This window comes from Pseudomonas sp. FW300-N2A2 (assembly GCF_017351735.1).
Lineage (GTDB): Bacteria > Pseudomonadota > Gammaproteobacteria > Pseudomonadales > Pseudomonadaceae > Aquipseudomonas > Aquipseudomonas migulae.
The window spans coordinates 74,724-95,301 of record NZ_JACNDU010000020.1; the positions used below are offsets into that span (position 1 = coordinate 74,724).

A 20,578-nucleotide genomic window follows, 5' to 3' on the forward strand; every position below is an offset into this window, starting at 1 on the left:
TTAAAAGTACTCAATGCCATAACAATAATGCACATGGAGTAGCGTCGATGACATCAGTAAACCAGTTCTGGCGCCGGGCAAAACTGCCTCTGGCTGTCAGTCTTGCCTCTTCGCTCGCCGGGCCCGCATTCGGCGTCAGTTTCAACGTTGGTGAAATCGAAGGTCAGTTCGACTCATCCCTGTCGATTGGTGCCAGTTGGTCTACCGAGAGCGCCAACAAGAACCTCATCGGCGTCAACAACGGTGGTCGTGGCCTGTCCCAGACCTCCGATGACGGCCACTTGAACTTCAAGAGCGGGGAAACCTTCTCGAAGATCTTCAAAGGCATCCATGACCTTGAATTGAAATACGGCGACACCGGCATCTTCGTCCGGGGCAAATACTGGTATGACTTCGAACTCAAGGACGAAGACCGTCCGTTCAAGGACATCAGCGACAACAACCGCAAGGAAGGCGCCAAGTCCTCCGGCGGGCAAATTCTCGACGCCTTCGTCTACCACAACTACTCGGTTGCCGATCAGCCGGGTTCCGTGCGTCTGGGCAAACAAGTGGTCAGCTGGGGCGAGAGTACGTTCATCGGCGGCGGCATCAACTCGATCAACCCGATCGACGTTTCCGCGTTCCGCCGTCCAGGTGCCGAGATCAAGGAAGGCCTGATCCCGGTCAACATGTTCTACGTGTCCCAGAGCCTGACCGAGAACCTTTCCACGGAAGCGTTCTATCAACTGGAATGGGACCAGACCGTTACCGACAACTGCGGTACGTTCTTCTCGCAACCGGACGTGATTTCCGATGGCTGCGATAACAACCTGGCCGTGCTGCGGACCCGTAACGGGCTCAATAACTCGTTGGCGGCCGCTCGTTTGCCAGCCGCCTCGCGCAACGCGGTCCTCAACACGCTGGCTGCCAGGGGCGTGAACTGGGGTAACCCGGACGAAGGCGCGATCGTTCGTCGTGGTCCGGATCGCGATGCGCGTGACAGTGGCCAGTTCGGCGTGTCCTTCAAGTACATGTTCGAGCCGCTGGACACCGAATTCGGTGCCTACATGATGAACTACCACAGCCGTGCGCCGATTTTCAGCGGCAAGGGGGCTCCGGCGAGCGCCTATAACGCACAGGCACTGGGTGGCGCTCTGACTGGCGCACTGGTTGGCACGGGCATTCCGCTGGGAACCGCGGCTGGCATCGTGGGTGGCGCGAACGGACTGGCGGCGCAAACCCTGCCATTGGTGGTGGCGGGTAACTCCAGCTACTTCATCGAATACCCTGAAGATATTCGGCTTTATGGCCTGAGCTTCTCCACCACGTTGCCTACCGGCACCGCCTGGAGTGGTGAGTTCAGCTACCGTCCGAACGCACCGGTACAGCTCAACACCACCGACATCCTCTTTTCCGGCCTGACGCCACTGAACCCTAGCGTTTCCGTGCTGCAAGGGCAGCCTGGTGCGGATCAGCATGGCTATCGTCGCAAGGAAGTGTCTCAACTGCAGACAACCTTCACTCACTTCTTCGATCAGGTGATGGGTGCCGAGCGACTGACGTTGGTGGGCGAGGTTGGCTGGACTCACGTCGGCGGCCTGGAAAGCACTTCGAAAGCCCGTTACGGGCGTGACCCGAGCTACGGCCCAGGTCCATTGCCAAACGGTCAGTGCCAGGCATTGAACGCTTCGACCCTGGCAGGCGGTCCGCAAAACAACGTCAACCGCTACTGCGAAAACGATGGCTTCACCACGACTGACTCCTGGGGCTATCGCGCTCGTGCCATCTGGGAATACAACGACGTCATCGCCGGTGTGAACTTCAAGCCGAACATCGCCTGGTCCCATGACGTCGACGGTTACTCGCCTGGCCCTGGCGGCAACTTCGAGGAAGGTCGCAAAGCGGTCAGCCTGGGTCTCGATGCCGAGTACCAGAACACCTACACCGCGTCCCTGGCCTACACCAACTTCTTTGACGGCAAGTACACCACCGTGGATGACCGCGACTTCGTTGCGCTCAGCTTCGGCGTGAACTTCTAAGCACTGCATTTTCAGGACGAACACACCTATGAAAACAACAAAGAGTCTGTTCAACGCTGGAGTTCTGGGGCTAACGCTGCTGGCGACCAGTGTGATGGCAGCGGTCCCTGCGGCCGAAGCGGACAAGCTGGGCAAGAGCCTGACGCCAATGGGCGCCGAGATGGCGGGCAATGCTGACGGTTCGATTCCAGCCTGGAAGCCGATGGCGAAGAACGCCGGCACCGCCGACGCCAAAGGTTTCCTGTCCGACCCGTTCGCCAGTGAAAAACCGCTGTTCACCATCACGGCGCAGAACGTCGATCAGTACAAGGACAAGCTTGCTCCAGGCCAGTACGCGATGTTCAAGCGTTACCCGGAAACCTTCAAGATGCCGGTTTACCCGTCCCATCGCGGCGCGACCGTGCCGGATGACGTGTTCGCTGCCATCAAGAGAAACGCCACTGCCACGGAGCTGGTGTCCGGCGGCAACGGGCTGAAAAACTTCGAGACAGCCGTACCGTTCCCGATTCCAAAGAGCGGCGTTGAGGTTATCTGGAACCACATCACCCGTTATCGCGGTGGCAGCGTGACCCGTCTGGTGACCCAGGCCACCCCGCAGCCGAACGGCTCGTACAGCTTGGTGTACTTCCAGGATCAGTTCGTATTCCGCGACAAGATGAAGGATTACGATCCGGCGAACCCGGGCAACATCCTGTTCTACTTCAAGCAGGAAGTGACCGCGCCTGCACGTCTGGCCGGTGGTGTGCTGCTGGTGCACGAAACCCTCGATCAGGTGGCGGAACCACGTTCGGCGTGGGTCTACAACGCCGGTCAGCGTCGTGTGCGTCGTGCTCCGCAAGTGTCTTATGACGGGCCGGGTACCGCGGCGGACGGCCTGCGTACCTCCGACAACCTGGACATGTACAACGGTGCACCGGATCGTTACGACTGGAAGCTCGAAGGCAAGAAAGAGATGTACATCGCCTCCGACAGCTACAAGCTCGACGATCCGAAGCTGAAGTACGCCGACATCATCAAGGCCGGTCACATCAACCAGGACCTGGCTCGTTACGAGCTGCGTCGGGTCTGGCATGTGGTTGCAACCCTGAAGGAAGGTCAGCGTCACATCTACGCCAAGCGTGACTTCTACATCGACGAAGATACCTGGCAAGCAGCGGTCATTGATCACTACGACGGTCGCAATCAACTCTGGCGTGTAGCGGAAGCTCACTCCCAGAACTACTACAACGTTCAAGTGCCTTGGTACACCCTGGAAGCCCTCTACGACCTGCAGTCCGGCCGTTACCTGGCACTGGGCATGAAGAACGAAGAGAAGTCGGCATACAACTTCGGTTTCACTGCCACCACCAGCGACTTCACGCCGGCGGCATTGCGTCAGACCGGGGTTCGTTAACCTGAACTGAACAGAGGCCGCATCCTCGAAAGAAGCCCCGACTGGTTCGGGGCTTTTTTTTGTTCGTAGACTTTTTGTAGCCATTTGTAGCAATAACCTTCATTACCTCTTCGTTTACCGCTAGTCTGCGGACATCTGCAACGCCGCCAACAGCATTTCAAACAAGAGCCGGCCATGACTGATCTGTCCCCACTCCCGGGCCATGCAAGCGTTACCGTCGCAACATTGGACGGGCGTTTTTATCGGCCTCCGCTGCCCGACGGCCATGTGCTGCGGCCTCGTTTATGCGAGCGCCTCAGTGCCGGTCTCGGTGGCCGGCTGCTGCTGGTCAGCGCGCCGGCGGGGTTTGGCAAGAGCTCATTGGCTGTGGAGTTCTGTCAGGGGCTGCCGGCGCATTGGCAAAGTCTCTGGCTGGGGTTGAGTCCGCGGGACAACGATCCAGGCCGTTTTCTGGAGCGATTGCTCGAAGGCCTTCAGGACTTTTTTCCGCAGTTGGGCCGCCAGTCTCTGGGGCTGCTGAAAATGCGCCAGCGGCATCAGCCGTTTGCTTTTGAAGAATGGCTGGACGGCTTGCTCGATGAGTTGGCCGTGCACCTGTTGCCGACAGCGCCATTGCTGCTGGTCCTTGATGACTATCATCTGGCCCAGGGGCCGGTGCTCGATCGTTGCCTGCAGTTTTTCCTCAATCACCTTCCCGACGGCTTGCTGGTGATGGTCACCAGTCGCCAGCGTCCGGACTGGCATCTGGCGCGGCTGCGGTTGTCGCGACAATTGCTTGAGTTGCATGAGCAGGATCTGCGCCTGACCCACGACGAAGCCTTGACCCTGCTCGATCGGCACAGCAGTTCGTTGCGAGGCGAAGCACTGGAAAACCTGATCCAGCGCAGTGAAGGCTGGGTTGCCGGCTTGCGTTTCTGGTTGCTGGCGGCCTCCGAAGCGGGTTCCGACGGTGCGTTACCCCAGTCCCTGCACGGTGGGGAAGGGCTGATTCGCGATTACCTGCTCGAAGAAGTCATCGATTGCCTGCCCGCCGAGGTGCAGTCGTTCCTTTATGACACGGCCCCTCAAGAGCGTTTTTGCAGCGAGCTGTGCGATGCCGTTCGCGAAGCGCATGACAGTGCCGAGATCCTGCGTTTTCTGCTTGCGCACCAAGTGTTCCTCGTACCGCTGGACGAACATGGCCACTGGTACCGCTATCACCATCTGTTTTCCGACCTGCTGCGCACCCGGCCAACCTCACAGGCGATGGTGCCGGCGGCCAGCCTGCATCTGCGCGCGTGTCGCTGGTTCAATGCCCAGGGCCTGCTCGATGAGGCGGTGGAGCAGGCGTTGCGCGCCGGGCATCTGGATGTCGCGGCCAACCTGGTGCAGAACCTTTCGGAAGAGCAATTGCTGGCGGAACAGAATGTCGGCATGTTGCTGCGCTGGAAAATGGACTTGCCCGACAGCCTGCTGATCAGCACGCCACGGTTGATCGTGCTTTACAGCTGGGCCTTGGGGCTGGCCTGTCAGCTCGACGCCGCCGAAGAGTTGGCCAATCATCTGAGCCGCTTCCTGCCGGCGCCGTCGGCCACAGCGCAGAAATCCATGCTGGCGCAATGGCTGGCATTGAGCGGGATCATTGCCCGCGGGCGCGGCAACCGCGAATTGACGCTGCTGTATTGCACCGAAGCGCTGGAAAGCCTGCCATCGAAACGCTACGGCCAGCGCCTGATGTGTCTCTCGACCCTTTCCAACCTGGCCATTGCCGACGGCGACTTGTGGCGTGCCCGTGGTTTGAACCGCGATTCGCTTGAACTGGCGCAACGGGTGGGTAATCCGTTGTTCGAAGCGCTGGCCCATTATGACCGGGCGCGCGTGTTGCAGGCACGAGGGGAAATCCTGCGCTCGCTGGACGAAGTCCGTCAGGGACTGCAACGCCTGCAAGGGTTGTCGCCGCAGCGGCTGTATGCCGTGCGCGCTCGATTGACCTTGTACGAAGGATTTCTGCTGGCCCTGCGCCTGCAACCACAGACCGCGCGGCTGCGTTTGCAGGCCGGTTTGACTGAGGCCCGAGCCTGTCGCGACATCAGTGTTTTGATCGGCCATTGCGTGATCGCCCGGCTCGAAGGCAGCAGCGGCGAGTTCGCCAAGGCCTTTGCCGAACTCGCCGAAGCCGAACGGCTGATGCACATCTGGGACGTCCCGCCGATTTACTATCTGGCGATGATCACCCTGGTCAAATGCGAACTCTGGCTGGCCCAGGGACGCACCGATCTGGCAGAAGCCTGGCTCGCACGACTGGGCCAGACCTACAACGGCGAAACGCCTGCGGCACCGCCGGAATTCCATCCGCAACTGCCACTGCATATCGAGTTGCAGCAGGCTTTGCTTGAGGTCATTCAGGCGCAGCCGATGCTGGCCGAAGGGCGATTGAATGCGTTACTCGAGCATGGTCAGCAAACCGGTCGGCAGTTGCTCAGTGTGATGGCGCTGACACAAAAAACCGAACTGCTCCTTGCGCACAACCGCGAGCCTGAAGCCCGGCAGTCCTTCGCTCAGGCCCTTGAAGCGGCCAGTGGCGGCGCGCTGCAGCCTTTTGATGGCTTGTTGAATAAATGCCCTGACTGGCTTCGCGAGCAACTGCAGAACTGCGCGAAAGCGACGGTATCGCAGAGCCTGTCGGAGCGACTCCCCGTTATCGCTGCACGCCTTGCTCCGGAGCCCTCACAAGCCTGCGAGCAACTCAGTTCCCGCGAACTGTCGGTTCTGAAACTCATTGCCCAAGGCTGCTCGAACCAGGAAATCAGCGATCAACTGTTCATTTCCCTGCACACGGTTAAAACCCACGCCAGCCACATCAACAGCAAGCTCGGGGTTGAGCGGCGCACGCAGGCGGTGGCGAGGGCCAAGGCATTGGGAGTGTTGGGCTGACGTAGTGTGACGATACACAGGCGGTCAATGGCTGGACGCAATTGTGTGCGAAAATCCCCCGTCCCCGTTTTTATCGAGCATGCCCCGATGTCCCAACTACCGACCCTCATCCGCGAAACCTTCCCCGTAGGCCCGTTGCAGTGCAACTGCACGATCATCGGCGATCCGGTGACGAAGAAGGCCATCGTGGTCGATCCGGGCGGCAATCACGAATTGATCCTCGCCCGGCTAGATGCCCTGGGCCTGAAGGTTGTCAGCATCATCCATACCCATGCGCACCTCGATCACTTCCTGGCCTCCGGTCAGTTGAAGGAGAAAACCGGCGCGACCCTGCACTTGCACAAAGAGGATCAGTTCCTCTGGGACAATCTGGAGATGCAATGCCAGATGTTCGGGGTGCCATACACGCCGGTTCCATCGCCGGATCGCTGGTTGGCCGACGATGAAGAACTCGCCTGCGGTTGCGGCGTGGCGTTGCACACGCCAGGTCATACGCCGGGTTCCATGAGCTTTTGGTTTTCAGAGGCTAAGCTGCTGATTGCCGGTGACACGTTGTTTCGTCGCGGGGTAGGGCGCACGGATTTGTGGGGTGGCGATCAGGCGACCATCGTGCGTTCGATCAAACAGCGCCTGTACACCCTTGATGAAGACGCAACGGTGGTGACCGGTCATGGTCCGGATACGCGTCTGGGTGATGAAATGCGCGACAACCCTTTTGTGCGGGCTTAAGGGGATCGACGGAATTTTCTGCACCCGAAATGATCAAACGCCCGCAAAGAACCAATGCCTAAGACCCGTTGCATCCCAGAATGCAAAAAGTAGGAGCTCTTCATGTTCACCAAGCAGCGTTTGATTATTGTCGCTACGGCTGTGGCCTTGCTGTCAGGCTGCGCCTCGCCCAACCCATATGACAGCAGCCAGGGGCAGGCCGACGGTGGTTCCACGGGCATGAGCAAAACCGCCAAGTACGGCGGCCTCGGCGCTCTGGCGGGTGCGTTGGCCGGTGCCGCCATCAACCACGATAACCGTGGCAAGGGTGCGCTGATCGGCGCCGCCGTAGTGGGTGCTTCGGCTGCCGGTTACGGTTACTACGCCGACCAGCAAGAGAAAAAGCTGCGCGCCAGCATGGCCAACACCGGTGTTGAAGTGCAGCGCCAGGGCGATCAGATCAAGCTGATCATGCCGGGCAACATCACGTTCGCCACCGATTCGGCGAACATCGCTTCCAGCTTCTATCAGCCGCTGAACAACCTGGCCGGTTCGCTCAAAGAGTTCAACCAGAACCAGATCGAAATCGTTGGCTACACCGACAGCACCGGCAGCCGTCAGCACAACATGGACCTGTCCCAGCGTCGTGCGCAGAGCGTGGCGACTTACCTGACGTCCCAAGGTGTCAGTGGTGCCAACCTGTCGGCGCGCGGCGCCGGGCCGGATAACCCGATTGCCAGCAACGGCGACGTCAATGGCCGGGCACAGAACCGTCGCGTCGAGGTCAACCTCAAGGCGATTCCGGGTCAAGAGTATCCACAGCAGTAAACGCAGCCCCTTTACTCACCTGACTGAACCCCAGGCGTAAAAAAAACCGCCCGATCCTAAACAGATCGGGCGGTTTTTTTGTGTCGAAAGTTCTGGCCCCTTCGCGGGCAAGCCCGCTTCCACAGTGACCGAGTCGCTTGATAGGTACGCGATCCCTGTGGGAGCGGGCTTGCCCGCGAAGGGGCTATTGGATCAGCAACAAAAAAGCCCCCGGACAATCACTCGTCCGAGGGCTTTTGTGTATCGCGCGAAACCTGATTACTTCTTCAGGCCGTAATGCTCATCAAGCATGCCCGGCGCGTTCGGGGCTTTGGGGGCGTAGTCGCGAGGCGGCTCCTGATTGCGCGGTGGCGTCAGGCGTTCCCGTGGGGCCGCTGCCGCGTCGGCGTGCAGCGAAGCCAGCAGGCGTTGGCGGGTTTGCTCGTCCAGGGCCAGGCGGTTGGCACCCTCGGCGAGGTGATCCTGCACTTCCTGATAGCTCTGAGTCAGTTTCTTGACCAGGTTTGCAGTGCTGTTGAAGTGGGTAACCACCTCGTTCTGATAACTGTCAAAACGTTCCTGAATGTCATCCAGCTGACGTTGGGTGCTGCTCGGCGCGGCGTTCGGCACCAGGCGAGCGATCAGGAATCCAATGGCGACACCCACAACCAGGGCAAGAGTCGGCAACAACCAAACTAAGAGCGAGTGTTCCACGAGTCCTTCCTCTATAAACGGCTTTGCTTTACGTTAACGGCTCGAACCTGCGCTGTATACCGCGATTCACTCGCAATACATCGGCACAGACAATTTGCTAGACGAGTCGACCCGATTCGAGGTCACGGAGTTCCTTCCTTGCTTATGCGCGAAACCCCTGTAGTGATTGACGGCCCGGTCGGGCAATTGGAAGCACTTTACCTGGATATCGAGCAGCCGCGCGGCATCGCGCTGATCTGCCACCCGAACCCGGTGCAGGGCGGCACCATGCTCAACAAAGTGGTCTCGACCCTGCAGCGCACCGCGCGCGATGCCGGTTTGATTACCTTGCGTTTCAATTACCGTGGCGTCGGTGCCAGCGAAGGTACGCACGACATGGGGACCGGCGAAGTCGACGATGCCCAGGCAGCGGCCGCATGGCTGCGCGCCAAACATCCTGATTTGCCGCTGACGTTGTTCGGTTTCTCCTTCGGTGGTTTTGTTGCAGCAAGTCTCGGCGGACGCCTGGAAGCGCAGGGTGAACAGCTCAAACATTTGTTCATGGTGGCCGCTGCTGTCACCCGGCTCAACGGTTACGACCTGCTGCCGGTGAACTGCCCGCTGACCCTGATCCAGCCGGAAACCGATGAAGTCATTGACCCGCAAGCCGTCTACGACTGGTCCGAGAAACTCGATCGTCCCCATGAGCTGCTGAAAGTGGCAGAATGCGGACACTTTTTTCATGGCAAGCTGACCGATCTCAAGGATCTGATCCTGCCGCGTCTTTCGAATTGATTGCAGTCTGACAAGCGATTACCCATGACGACTCGTACCCGTATTCTCACCGGCATCACCACCACCGGCACGCCGCACCTGGGCAACTACGCCGGCGCCATCCGCCCGGCGATCCTTGCCAGCCGCGACAGCAATGCCGATTCGTTCTACTTCCTGGCCGACTACCACGCCCTGATCAAATGCGATGACCCGCTGCGCATCCAGCGCTCGCGTCTGGAAATCGCCGCGACCTGGCTGGCTGGTGGCCTGGATGTGGACCGCGTGACGTTCTATCGCCAATCCGACATCCCGGAAATCCCGGAGCTGACCTGGCTGCTGACCTGCGTTGCCGCCAAGGGCTTGCTCAACCGCGCCCACGCCTACAAGGCTTCGGTGGACAAGAACGTCGAAACCGGCGAAGACCCGGATGCCGGTATCACCATGGGCCTGTACAGCTATCCGGTGCTGATGGCCGCGGACATCCTGATGTTCAACGCACACAAGGTGCCGGTCGGTCGTGACCAGATCCAGCACGTGGAAATGGCCCGGGATATCGGTCAGCGCTTTAACCACCTGTTTGGCCAAGGCAAAGAATTTTTCACCATGCCCGAGGCGCTGATCGAAGAAAGCGTCGCGACGCTGCCCGGTCTCGACGGTCGCAAGATGTCGAAGAGCTACGACAACACCATTCCGTTGTTCAGCAGCGCCAAAGAGATGAAAGACGCGATCTCGCGGATCGTCACTGACTCCCGTGCGCCGGGCGAAGCCAAAGATCCAGACAATTCGCACCTGTTCACGCTGTTCCAGGCCTTTGCCACCCCGGCACAGTCCGACGAATTCCGCAGCGAATTGTTGCAGGGCCTGGGTTGGGGCGAGGCGAAGAATCGTCTGTTCCAACTGCTCGACAGTGAACTGGGCGAGTCCCGCGAGCGTTATCACCAACTGATTGAACGCCCGGCTGATCTGGAAGACATCCTGCAAATCGGTGCGAAAAAGGCCCGTGCCGTAGCGACGCCTTTCCTTAACGAATTGCGCGAAGCGGTCGGCTTGCGTTCTTTCGTGGCGCAGACGCAAGTCGCGGCGACCACCAAGAAGAAAGCCGCGAAAGCTGCGCGTTTTGTCAGCTTCCGCGAAGACGACGGCAGTTTCCGCTTCCGCCTGCTGGCGGCCGATGGCGAGCAACTGCTGCTGTCGCGCAACTTTGCTGACGGTAAAACCGCTGGCCAGGTGACCAAGCAACTGCAAGCGGGCCAGCCTCTGGACGTGCGCAATCAAGACCTGAGCTTCAGCGTCTGGCTGGAAGGCGAATGCGTGGCCGATAGCCCGGCGTTCGCCGACACTGCGGCCCGTGACGTTGCCATCGACGCTTTGCGGATTGCGCTGACGCCGGTTCAGGAATAATCAACGGCTCGGTCCGACCAAGGGCCGATTGCCATTCCCACGGGCCATCGCTACAGTGACGGCCCGTTTTTGTTGCCTTGCTAACGAATTATGACGCCCCTAGAACGATATCAAGCTGATCTGAAACGCCCGGAATTCTTCCATGACGCCGCGCAGGAAACCGCCGTGCGCCATTTGCAGCGCCTGTACGACGATCTGGTCGCGGCCTCGCAGAACAAACCGGGCCTGCTCGGCAAACTGTTTGGCAAGAAAGAACAGGCGCCGGTCAAGGGCCTGTATTTCTGGGGCGGCGTAGGTCGCGGCAAGACTTACCTGGTCGACACCTTCTTCGAAGCGCTGCCGTTCAAGGAAAAGACCCGGACTCACTTCCACCGCTTCATGAAGCGTGTGCACGAAGAGATGAAGACCCTCGGTGGCGAGAAAAACCCGCTGACCATCATCGCCAAGCGCTTCTCCGACGAGTCGCGAGTGATCTGTTTCGATGAATTCTTCGTTTCCGACATCACCGACGCGATGATCCTCGGCACGCTGATGGAAGAGCTGTTCAAGAACGGTGTGACCCTGGTTGCCACTTCGAACATCGTCCCGGACGGTTTGTACAAGGACGGCTTGCAGCGTGCGCGCTTCCTGCCGGCCATCGCGCTGATCAAGCAGAACACCGAGATCGTCAACGTCGACAGCGGCGTCGATTATCGTCTGCGTCACCTCGAGCAAGCGGAACTGTTCCACTTCCCGCTCGATGAAGCGTCTCACGAAAGCCTGCGCAAGAGCTTCCGTGCGCTGACGCCGGAATGCACGGCGGCCATCGAGAACGATGTGCTGATCATCGAGAACCGCGAAATCCGTGCCTTGCGCACCTGCGATGACGTGGCCTGGTTTGACTTCCGCGAGCTCTGCGACGGCCCACGCAGCCAGAACGATTACATCGAACTGGGCAAGATCTTCCACGCCGTGCTGCTCAGCGGTGTCGAGCAAATGAGCGTCACCACCGACGACATCGCCCGACGCTTTATCAACATGGTCGACGAGTTCTACGACCGTAACGTGAAGCTGATCATTTCCGCCGAAGTCGAGCTCAAAGACCTCTACACCGGCGGTCGCCTGAACTTCGAATTCCAGCGCACCCTCAGCCGTCTGCTGGAAATGCAATCCCACGAATTCCTGTCCCGGGCGCATAAGCCGTAGGAAATTTCGGAAAATGAAAAAGGCCTGCAATTGCAGGCCTTTTTTGTGCGTTGCAGATCCCCTGTAGGAGCACGGCTTGCCGGCGATGGCTATCTCAAGGACGCCATCGCCAGCGAGCTGTGCTCCTACAGGGTTTGCGGGGTTTTACGCCGCTTGCTGAAACTGCTGCCGATACTGGTTCGGCGACAACTCGGTGTGCTGGCGGAACAGCCGCGCGAAGAAGCTCGCATCGTCGTAACCGACTTCATAACTGATGGTCTTGATGCTCTTGCGGCTGCCGGACAGCAAGCCCTTTGCCGTTTCAATGCGCAGGCGTTGCAGGTAATGCAGCGGCTTGTCGCCGGTGGCGGTCTGGAAGCGGCGCATGAAGTTGCGGATGCTCATGCCGTGCTCGCGCGCAACGTCTTCGAAGCGGAACTTGTCGGCGAAGTGCTCTTCGAGCCAGTGCTGGATCTGCAGGATGATCACGTCCTGGTGCAGCTTCTGGCCACCGAAGCCGATGCGTCCCGGCGAGTAGCTGCGTTGCACTTCATAGAGAATGTCGCGGGCCACGGCCTGGGCCACGTTGGCGCCGCAGAAACGCTCGATCAGATAGATATAGAGATCGCACGCCGACGTGGTGCCGCCGGCGCAATAGAGGTTGTCGGCGTCGGTCAGATGCTTGTCCTGATTGAGATAAACCCTCGGGAAACGCTCGGCAAAGGCATTGAAGAAGCGCCAGTAAGTGGTCGCTTCCTTGCCGTCGAGCAGCCCGGCTTCGGCGAGCCAGAACACCCCGGTGGCCTCTCCGCACAGTACCGCGCCGCGCGCATGCTGCTGGCGCAACCACGGCAGGATCTGTGGGTAACGTTGGCAAAGGGTTTCGAAATCGTCCCAGAACGCCGGGAGGATGATGACGTCAGCGTTTTCCAGGCCGCCGTCCACCGGCATGATCACGTCGCTGAAGCTGTTGACCGGTTTGCCGTCGGGGCTGACCAGGCGCGTTTCGAACGCCGGTGTCAGGCCCTGGCCCAGTTGTTTGCCGTAACGCAGGCTGGCCAGGTGGAAGAAATCCTTGGCTTGCATGAGGGTGGAAGCGAAAACCCGGTCGATAGCCAGGATGCTGACGCGCCGCAAGGGCGTGGAGACTTGGTTAGACATAATTCAACTTTATTCTTATAGGGGAAAGTGGTCACCAGACGGCTGGATCGTCTTATTTTTTGTCGGATGTGTCCAGTGTCCTGTATCGGAAGCGAGGCTTAGTCTCTGAAGGTCTATTCCTTCTAACAATAACGACAGGTGCCGCATGATCCCCAGAACCTTGTTCAGTTCCGAGCACGAACTTTTTCGCGACAGCGTGCGAACCTTCCTCGAAAAAGAGGCCGTGCCGTTTCATGGGCAATGGGAAAAACAAGGCTATATCGACCGCCAACTCTGGAACAAGGCAGGGGAGGCGGGGATGCTCTGTTCGCACCTGCCGGAAGAGTACGGCGGGCTGGGAGCGGATTTTCTCTACAGTGCGGTGGTGATCGAAGAGGTGGGGCGTCTGGGGCTGACCGGGATCGGTTTTTCCCTGCATTCCGACATCGTCGCGCCGTACATCCTGCATTACGGCAGCGAAGCGCTGAAACACAAATACCTGCCAAAACTGGTGTCCGGCGAGATGGTCACCGCGATTGCCATGACCGAGCCGGGTGCCGGTTCCGACCTGCAAGGGGTGAAAACCACGGCGGTGCTCGATGGCGATGAATATGTGATCAACGGTTCGAAGACATTCATCACCAACGGCTATCTCGCGGACCTGGTGATTGTCGTGGCCAAGACCGATCCGAAGGCAGGCGCGAAGGGTACCAGCCTGTTTCTGGTCGAGGCCGACACGCCGGGTTTTGCCAAGGGCAAGCGCCTGGAAAAAGTCGGCATGAAAGCGCAGGACACCTCGGAGCTGTTCTTCCAGGATGTTCGCGTGCCGAAAGAAAACCTGCTGGGCCAGGCCGGGATGGGCTTCGCGTATCTGATGCAGGAATTGCCGCAAGAGCGTCTGACGGTTGCTGTTGGCGGGCTGGCATCGGCTGAGGCTGCGCTGCAATGGACGCTGGAATACACCCGCGAGCGCAAGGCGTTCGGCAAGGCGATTGCCGACTTCCAGAACACCCGCTTCAAGCTGGCGGAGATGGCGACCGAGATCCAGATTGGCCGGGTCTTCGTCGATCGTTGCCTGGAGTTGCACCTGCAAGGCAAGCTCGATGTGCCGACGGCGGCGATGGCCAAGTATTGGGGCACGGACCTGCAATGCAAGGTGCTCGACGAGTGCGTGCAGTTGCATGGCGGCTACGGGTTCATGTGGGAATACCCGATCGCCCGGGCGTGGGCGGATGCGCGGGTGCAGCGGATTTATGCTGGCACCAACGAAATCATGAAAGAGATTATTGCGCGGTCACTGTAGGAGCCGGCTTGCCGGCGATTGAAGCGACGCGGTTTTGGCTGTAACCGCGTTGTCCCAATCGCCAGCAAGCCGGCTCCTACAAGTGCGGGTTACGGTGCTGGATTCGGGTGATCCTTGTGGATTGCCTCAATCCCCGCCAGCACTTCATCGGAAAGTTTCAACTCGAAGCTGGCAATGTTGCTGTCCAGCTGTTCCAGCGTCGTCGCGCCGATGATGTTGCTGGTCACGAACGGCTGCTGTGTCACAAACGCCAAGGCCATTTGCGCCGGGTCCAGACCGTGCTCGCGGGCCAGCGCCACATAACGGCTGCAGGCGGCTTCCGACTGTGGATTGAAATAGCGGCTGAAGCGGCTGTAGAGGCTCAGGCGACCTTTCGGCGGACGCGCGCCACCTTCGTACTTGCCCGACAGGAAACCGAACGCCAGCGGCGAATAGGCCAGCAGGCCGCACTGTTCGCGGATGGCGATTTCCGCCAGGCCGACTTCGAAGCTGCGGTTGAGCAGGTTGTACGGGTTCTGGATCGACACTGCACGCGGCCAGCCACGGGCTTCGGCCAGCGCCAGGAAACGCATGGTGCCCCACGGTGTTTCGTTGGACAGGCCGATGTGGCGGATCTTGCCGGCCTTGACCTGTTCGTCCAGCGCTTCGAGGGTGTCCTCCAGCGGGGTCAGGTTCGCTTCGCTCTTGTGTTTGTAGCCCAGTTGGCCGAAGAAATTGGTGCTGCGCTCCGGCCAGTGCAATTGATAGAGGTCGATGTAGTCGGTCTGCAGACGCTTGAGGCTCGCATCCACGGCTTCGGAGATGTGCTGGCGGTTGTGGCGCAGGTTTTTGTCGCGGATGTAGTCGATGGTGTTGCCGGGGCCGGCGATCTTGCTGGCCAGGATCCAGTCGGCGCGATCACCGCGGCTTTTGAAGTAATTGCCGATGTAGCGTTCGGTGGTGGCGTAGGTTTCGGCTTTCGGTGGTACCGGGTACATCTCGGCGGTGTCGATGAAATTGATCCCGGCGCTTTTGGCCCGTTCAATCTGTGCGAAGGCTTCAGCTTCACTGTTTTGCTCGCCCCAGGTCATGGTTCCGAGGCAGATGGCGCTCACGTTCAGATTGGTTCGGCCTAGCTGTCGATAATCCATCAGGTGCTCCTTGGGCAAAACAATCATAAAAGCAGGTTGAAATATTTTTCGCAATCTGCATAATTGCGCACCTCTTTCTGCAGTGGAAGTGATGCGCCGCCGCCGAAGAATCTTGCCGTTGAACGGACGCGCCGACCCGAGCCCCCGAAAGCGTCTGTATCCGGCTGCCTTTGACTTGTCAAAGTACGCACTATTCAGTAAGATCCGCCGTCTAATTTACAGGGCGGCCCCTGAGGCTATAAAGAATGAAAACTTTTACTGCTAAACCGGAAACAGTACAGCGCGACTGGTTTGTCGTCGACGCTGCAGGTCAGACCCTGGGTCGTCTGGCCACCGAAATCGCGAGCCGTCTGCGTGGCAAGCATAAAGCTGAGTACACTCCTCACGTTGACACCGGCGATTACATCGTCGTTATCAATGCCGAGCAGATTCGTGTAACCGGTGCTAAAACCACCGACAAAATCTACTACTCCCACTCCGGTTTCCCGGGCGGCATCAAGTCGATCAACTTCGAAAAGCTGATCGCTAAAGCCCCTGAGCGCGTGATCGAGACCGCGGTCAAAGGCATGCTGCCTAAGAACCCGCTGGGTCGCGACATGTATCGTAAGCTGAAAGTCTATGCGGGCGCTGTACACCCTCATACTGCTCAGCAGCCCCAAGAACTGAAGTTTTAACGGAATAGTTCATTATGTCGGCGACTCAAAATTACGGCACTGGCCGTCGCAAGACCGCAACCGCACGCGTTTTCCTGCGTCCGGGTACTGGTAACATCTCCATCAACAACCGTTCGCTGGATAATTTCTTCGGCCGCGAAACTGCCCGCATGGTAGTTCGTCAGCCGCTGGAATTGACTGAGACTGTCGAGAAGTTCGACATCTACGTCACCGTGATCGGCGGTGGTGTAAGTGGTCAAGCTGGCGCAATCCGCCACGGCATCACTCGCGCTCTGATGGACTACGACGAAACCCTGCGTAGCGCTCTGCGCAAAGCTGGCTTCGTTACCCGCGACGCCCGTGAAGTTGAACGTAAGAAAGTCGGTCTGCGTAAAGCGCGTAAGCGTCCGCAGTACTCGAAGCGTTAATTCGCTTTCACGTTCAAAAAGAACGCCCAGTTTCCTCACGGAGCTGGGCGTTTTTTTATGTGTGCGATTTATCAAAGAATTGCTCTGTGACAACTTGCCACATCCGCAGAGCCCCTATACTACAAGGCTTGGCAGTGGAGCCCTTCGGTAATTACCTTGTCAGAATTGGGGCTTTTCATTACCATTCGGCAAAATTTTTATAAGTACATAGTTTTACTTAGTAGATGCCTGATTTAACAGGCCACAAAGCTGATGGGAGAGGACTGAATGAGCAATGACGGCGTGAATGCAGGCCGGCGTCGCTTCTTGGTAGCAGCCACATCCGTGGTGGGTGCTGCAGGAGCGGTGGGGGCTGCGGTCCCGTTCGTGGGGTCATGGTTTCCCAGTGCCAAGGCGAAAGCCGCAGGTGCACCGGTGAAAGTGAATGTCAGCAAAATCGAGCCAGGCCAGCAGATGATTGCTGAGTGGCGCGGTCAGCCGGTGTTCATTGTCCGCCGTACCGAGGAAATCCTGGGGAATCTGAAAAAGATCGAGGGCCAGCTGGCTGACCCGACCTCCAAGAACTCGACACAACCGACCTATGTCGACCCGGTTACGCGTTCGATCAAGCCAGAGGTTCTGCTGCTGATCGGTATCTGTACGCACTTGGGTTGCTCGCCGACCTTCCGTCCCGAAGTGGCACCTGCTGATCTGGGCAAGGACTGGGTAGGCGGCTATTTCTGCCCGTGCCACGGTTCCCACTACGATCTGGCTGGCCGCGTCTACAAGTCGCAACCTGCGCCTTTGAACCTGCCAGTTCCCCCGCATTCCTATGAGACCAATGAGATTATTGTCATTGGCGTCGATACGGAGAAAGCGTGATGAGCAAGTTCATGGATTGGGTTGATGCGCGCTTTCCCGCGACCAAAATGTGGGAAGACCATCTCAGCAAGTACTACGCCCCGAAGAACTTCAACTTCTTCTACTTCTTTGGTTCCCTGGCGCTGCTCGTTCTGGTCAACCAGATCGTTACCGGTGTCTGGCTGACCATGAGCTACACCCCGTCGGCGGAAGAAGCGTTTGCTTCCGTCGAATACATCATGCGCGACGTCGAGTACGGCTCGATCCTGCGTCTGCTGCACTCCACCGGCGCTTCGGCGTTCTTCATCGTGGTTTATCTGCACATGTTCCGTGGCTTGCTCTACGGTTCGTATCAGAAGCCGCGTGAGCTGGTGTGGGTCTTCGGCATGCTGATCTACCTGGCGCTGATGGCGGAAGCCTTCATGGGTTACCTGCTGCCGTGGGGCCAGATGTCCTACTGGGGTGCCCAGGTGATCATCTCGCTGTTCGGTGCGATCCCGGTCATCGGTAACGACCTGACTCAGTGGATCCGTGGTGACTACCTGATTTCCGGTATCACGCTGAACCGCTTCTTTGCCCTGCACGTTGTTGCCCTGCCGATCGTGATTCTCGGTCTGGTGGTGCTGCACGTTCTGGCGCTGCACGAAGTCGGCTCGAACAACCCGGACGGCGTGGACATCAAGAAATACAAAGACGAAAACGGCGTACCGCTGGACGGCATTGCCTTCCACCCGTACTACACCGTGAAAGATATCGTCGGCGTGGTGGTGTTCCTGTTCATCTTCTGCTCGATCGTGTTCTTCTTCCCGGAAATGGGCGGCTACTTCCTCGAGAAGCCGAACTTTGAAGTGGCGAACGCGTTCAAGACCCCAGAGCACATTGCTCCGGTCTGGTACTTCACACCGTTCTACGCGATTCTGCGGGCGGTTCCGGACAAGCTCCTGGGCGTTATCGCCATGGGTGCGGCCATCGCTGTACTGTTCGTCCTGCCATGGCTGGACCGTAGCCCGGTCAAGTCGATGCGCTACAAAGGCTGGTTGAGCAAAATCTGGCTCTGGGTGTTCTGCATCTCGTTCGTGATTCTGGGCGTGCTGGGTGTTCTGGCGCCGACTCCAGGTCGTACGTTGCTGTCGCAGGTGTGTACTTTCCTGTACTTCGCCTACTTCATTCTGATGCCTTTCTACACCAGGCTCGAGAAGACCAAACCGGTTCCGGAAAGGGTGACTGGCTGATGAAAAAGCTATTTGCTGTACTGATTCTTGCTGCTTTGCCTGTACTGTCCTTCGCTGCCGAGCACGGTGGTCCTGAGTTGGAAAAGGTCGACATCGACGTTTCCGACAAGGCCGCCATGCAGGATGGCGCGCGTACATTCGCCAACTACTGCATGGGCTGCCACAGCGCCAAGTTCCAGCGCTATGAGCGTGTTGCCGACGATCTGGGCATTCCTCACGATCTGATGCTGTCGAAGCTGGTGTTCACTGGCGCCAAGATCGGCGACCACATGAGCATCGGCATGCAGCCGGCTGACGCCAAGACCTGGTTCGGTGCTGCACCGCCTGACCTGACCCTGGTGGCTCGTGTTCGCGGTACGGACTGGCTCTACGGCTACCTGAAGTCGTTCTACGAAGATCCGTCGCGTCCTTGGGGCGTGAACAACAAGGTCTTCCCGAACGTGGGCATGCCGAACGTCCTGGTAGGCCTGCAAGGTCGTCAGGTCGTCGGTTGCAAACAGGTCCAGATCGTCGAAGACGGCAAGAAGCAATATGATCCGCTGACCGGTACCGCGCTGACTCATGAAGCGTGCGATCAGCTGACCATCGTGCCGAAGAGCGGTGCTCTGACCGAAGAGCAGTTCGATGAGAAGGTCAAGAATCTGGTAACCTTCCTCGCTTACTCGGCTAACCCGGTTAAGCTGCAGCATCAGCGCATTGGTACCTACGTCTTGCTGTACCTGGCGTTCTTCTTCGTATTCGCCTACTTGCTCAAGCGCGAATACTGGAAAGATGTGCACTGATAAAGTTTCAAGCAATTGCTGTTAATCGCGCGCGCCCAAGGGCGTCTCTGAAGGTGTAACGAGTCTGGTTTACCCAGGCGTTACGGGAGACGCCCTCTGGGCGCGCTCGTTTTTCCGCTTCCGATAATTTCAACAAGCGAGGAGGACCGCCATGGGCGTGACCAATCGGTTGGCCTGTTACTCCGACCCCGCCGACCACTATTCCCACCGAGTGCGCATCGTACTTGCAGAGAAGGGTGTCAGCGCCGAGATCATTTACGTGGAAGCTGGCCGCCAGCCGCCTAAACTGATTGAGGTGAACCCTTACGGAAGCCTGCCTACCCTGGTCGATCGTGACCTGGCGTTGTGGGAGTCGACCGTGGTGATGGAATATCTGGATGAGCGTTACCCGCATCCGCCTTTGCTGCCGGTTTATCCAGTGGCGCGTGCCAACAGCCGTTTGCTGATTCATCGTATTCAGCGTGACTGGTGTGGTCTGGTGGATCTGATTCTGGATTCGCGGACCAAGGAAGCTGCCCGTGTCGTTGCTCGTAAAGAGCTGCGCGAAAGCCTGACTGGCGTGTCGCCGCTGTTCGCCGACAAGCCGTTTTTCCTCAGCGAGGAACAAAGTCTGGTGGATTGCTGCCTACTACCAATACTCTGGCGCTTGCCGATTTTGGGTATTGAACTGCCACGGCCCGCCAAGCCGTTGCTTGATTATATGGAGCGCTCGTTTGCGCGTGAGGCTTTCCAGGCAAGTCTGTCTGGCGTCGAACGCGATATGCGCTAAGGCTTAAGGAGCCGCTATGAACTCCAGTCGACCTTATCTGGTCCGCGCGCTCTACGAGTGGATTGTGGACAACGATTGCACCCCGCACATGCTGGTCAATTCCGAGTATCCGTCGGTGCAGGTGCCTCAGGGTTTTGCCAGTGACGGACAGATTGTCCTGAACGTATCGCCGGCCGCCGTGCGTCATCTGCACATGGATAACGAAGCGGTCAGCTTCGAGGGGCGCTTCGGTGGCGTGCCGCACACCCTGTACGTGCCTATCGCATCGATCCTGGGCATTTACGCCCGGGAGAACGGTCAGGGCATGGTGTTCGATCTGGAATCGCCTATGGAAGACGAGGAAGAGATCGAGCCGGATGATGATCTTCCGCCGCCGGACAGTGAGCCGCCGCGCCCAAGCGGTCGGCCAAGTTTGAAAGTGGTGAAGTAA

At 58.7% G+C, this 20,578-nt stretch carries 19 protein-coding genes; 16 read left to right on the forward strand and 3 right to left on the reverse strand.

The genetic code is table 11. The features are described from left to right. Positions 1-47: 47 nt before the first annotated feature. From J4E42_RS21355 to J4E42_RS21375, 5 genes are all read left to right on the forward strand, one after another. On the forward strand, positions 48-2,018 hold the full coding sequence (locus J4E42_RS21355; RefSeq protein ID WP_008037261.1) for a DUF1302 domain-containing protein: 1,971 nt from the start codon (positions 48-50) through the stop codon (positions 2,016-2,018). 28 nt (positions 2,019-2,046) lie between these two features. Next, on the forward strand, positions 2,047-3,411 hold the full coding sequence (locus J4E42_RS21360; protein WP_008037263.1) for a DUF1329 domain-containing protein: 1,365 nt from the start codon (positions 2,047-2,049) through the stop codon (positions 3,409-3,411). Positions 3,412-3,585: 174 nt separating this feature from the next. Then, positions 3,586-6,324: a LuxR C-terminal-related transcriptional regulator gene (locus J4E42_RS21365; RefSeq protein WP_008037274.1), complete on the forward strand. Its 2,739-nt coding sequence runs from the start codon at positions 3,586-3,588 to the stop codon at positions 6,322-6,324. 87 nt (positions 6,325-6,411) lie between these two features. Next, positions 6,412-7,053, forward strand: coding sequence for an MBL fold metallo-hydrolase (locus tag J4E42_RS21370; RefSeq protein WP_207286096.1), 642 nt, complete (start codon positions 6,412-6,414; stop codon positions 7,051-7,053). A 102-nt stretch (positions 7,054-7,155) separates the two neighbouring features. Beyond that, complete coding sequence (locus tag J4E42_RS21375) at positions 7,156-7,860, forward strand: OmpA family protein (protein WP_008037276.1); 705 nt, start codon at positions 7,156-7,158, stop codon at positions 7,858-7,860. 258 nt (positions 7,861-8,118) lie between these two features. On the opposite strand, the gene J4E42_RS21380 is transcribed toward J4E42_RS21375, so the two are convergent. Further along, complete coding sequence (locus J4E42_RS21380; RefSeq protein ID WP_008025941.1) at positions 8,119-8,553, reverse strand: YhcB family protein; 435 nt, start codon at positions 8,551-8,553, stop codon at positions 8,119-8,121. Between the two features lie 144 nt (positions 8,554-8,697). On the opposite strand from J4E42_RS21380, the gene J4E42_RS21385 reads away from it, so the two are divergent. From J4E42_RS21385 to zapE, 3 genes are all read left to right on the forward strand, one after another. After that, entirely contained in the window at positions 8,698-9,327 is a 630-nt protein-coding gene (locus tag J4E42_RS21385) for an alpha/beta hydrolase (RefSeq protein WP_207286097.1), read from the forward strand. Positions 9,328-9,351: 24 nt separating this feature from the next. Continuing rightward, positions 9,352-10,707, forward strand: coding sequence for a tryptophan--tRNA ligase (locus tag J4E42_RS21390; protein WP_008037280.1), 1,356 nt, complete (start codon positions 9,352-9,354; stop codon positions 10,705-10,707). 90 nt (positions 10,708-10,797) lie between these two features. After that, positions 10,798-11,892: a cell division protein ZapE gene (gene zapE / locus J4E42_RS21395; RefSeq protein ID WP_008025947.1), complete on the forward strand. Its 1,095-nt coding sequence runs from the start codon at positions 10,798-10,800 to the stop codon at positions 11,890-11,892. 144 nt (positions 11,893-12,036) lie between these two features. On the opposite strand, the gene J4E42_RS21400 is transcribed toward zapE, so the two are convergent. After that, positions 12,037-12,933, reverse strand: coding sequence for a GlxA family transcriptional regulator (locus tag J4E42_RS21400; RefSeq protein ID WP_177318159.1), 897 nt, complete (start codon positions 12,931-12,933; stop codon positions 12,037-12,039). Between the two features lie 244 nt (positions 12,934-13,177). On the opposite strand from J4E42_RS21400, the gene J4E42_RS21405 reads away from it, so the two are divergent. Then, entirely contained in the window at positions 13,178-14,314 is a 1,137-nt protein-coding gene (locus J4E42_RS21405; RefSeq protein WP_192228963.1) for an acyl-CoA dehydrogenase family protein, read from the forward strand. Positions 14,315-14,403: 89 nt separating this feature from the next. Here J4E42_RS21405 and J4E42_RS21410 read toward each other — a convergent pair whose 3' ends face one another. After that, positions 14,404-15,444, reverse strand: coding sequence for an NADP(H)-dependent aldo-keto reductase (locus J4E42_RS21410; protein ID WP_207286098.1), 1,041 nt, complete (start codon positions 15,442-15,444; stop codon positions 14,404-14,406). Positions 15,445-15,689: 245 nt separating this feature from the next. On the opposite strand from J4E42_RS21410, the gene rplM reads away from it, so the two are divergent. The 7 genes from rplM (at position 15,690) to J4E42_RS21445 (ending at position 20,578) form a co-directional block, all read left to right on the forward strand. Continuing rightward, entirely contained in the window at positions 15,690-16,118 is a 429-nt protein-coding gene (gene rplM / locus J4E42_RS21415; protein WP_007905295.1) for a 50S ribosomal protein L13, read from the forward strand. 14 nt (positions 16,119-16,132) lie between these two features. Next, positions 16,133-16,525, forward strand: coding sequence for a 30S ribosomal protein S9 (gene rpsI / locus J4E42_RS21420; protein WP_003228056.1), 393 nt, complete (start codon positions 16,133-16,135; stop codon positions 16,523-16,525). A gap of 267 nt (positions 16,526-16,792) precedes the next feature. Then, the gene (petA, locus tag J4E42_RS21425) at positions 16,793-17,386 is read left to right on the forward strand and encodes a ubiquinol-cytochrome c reductase iron-sulfur subunit (protein WP_008025954.1); all 594 of its coding nucleotides are present in this window, start codon (positions 16,793-16,795) and stop codon (positions 17,384-17,386) included. Continuing rightward, positions 17,386-18,597: a cytochrome bc complex cytochrome b subunit gene (locus J4E42_RS21430; RefSeq protein WP_007943720.1), complete on the forward strand. Its 1,212-nt coding sequence runs from the start codon at positions 17,386-17,388 to the stop codon at positions 18,595-18,597. The genes petA and J4E42_RS21430 overlap by 1 nt, the downstream gene beginning before the upstream one ends. Next, a complete protein-coding gene (locus tag J4E42_RS21435; RefSeq protein WP_008025956.1) occupies positions 18,597-19,379 on the forward strand; it encodes a cytochrome c1 in 783 nt (260 codons plus the stop codon). Before J4E42_RS21430 ends, J4E42_RS21435 begins: the two co-directional genes overlap by 1 nt. Positions 19,380-19,530: 151 nt before the next feature. After that, on the forward strand, positions 19,531-20,148 hold the full coding sequence (locus J4E42_RS21440) for a glutathione S-transferase N-terminal domain-containing protein (protein WP_007905304.1): 618 nt from the start codon (positions 19,531-19,533) through the stop codon (positions 20,146-20,148). A gap of 16 nt (positions 20,149-20,164) precedes the next feature. Continuing rightward, the gene (locus J4E42_RS21445) at positions 20,165-20,578 is read left to right on the forward strand and encodes a ClpXP protease specificity-enhancing factor (protein ID WP_008037283.1); all 414 of its coding nucleotides are present in this window, start codon (positions 20,165-20,167) and stop codon (positions 20,576-20,578) included.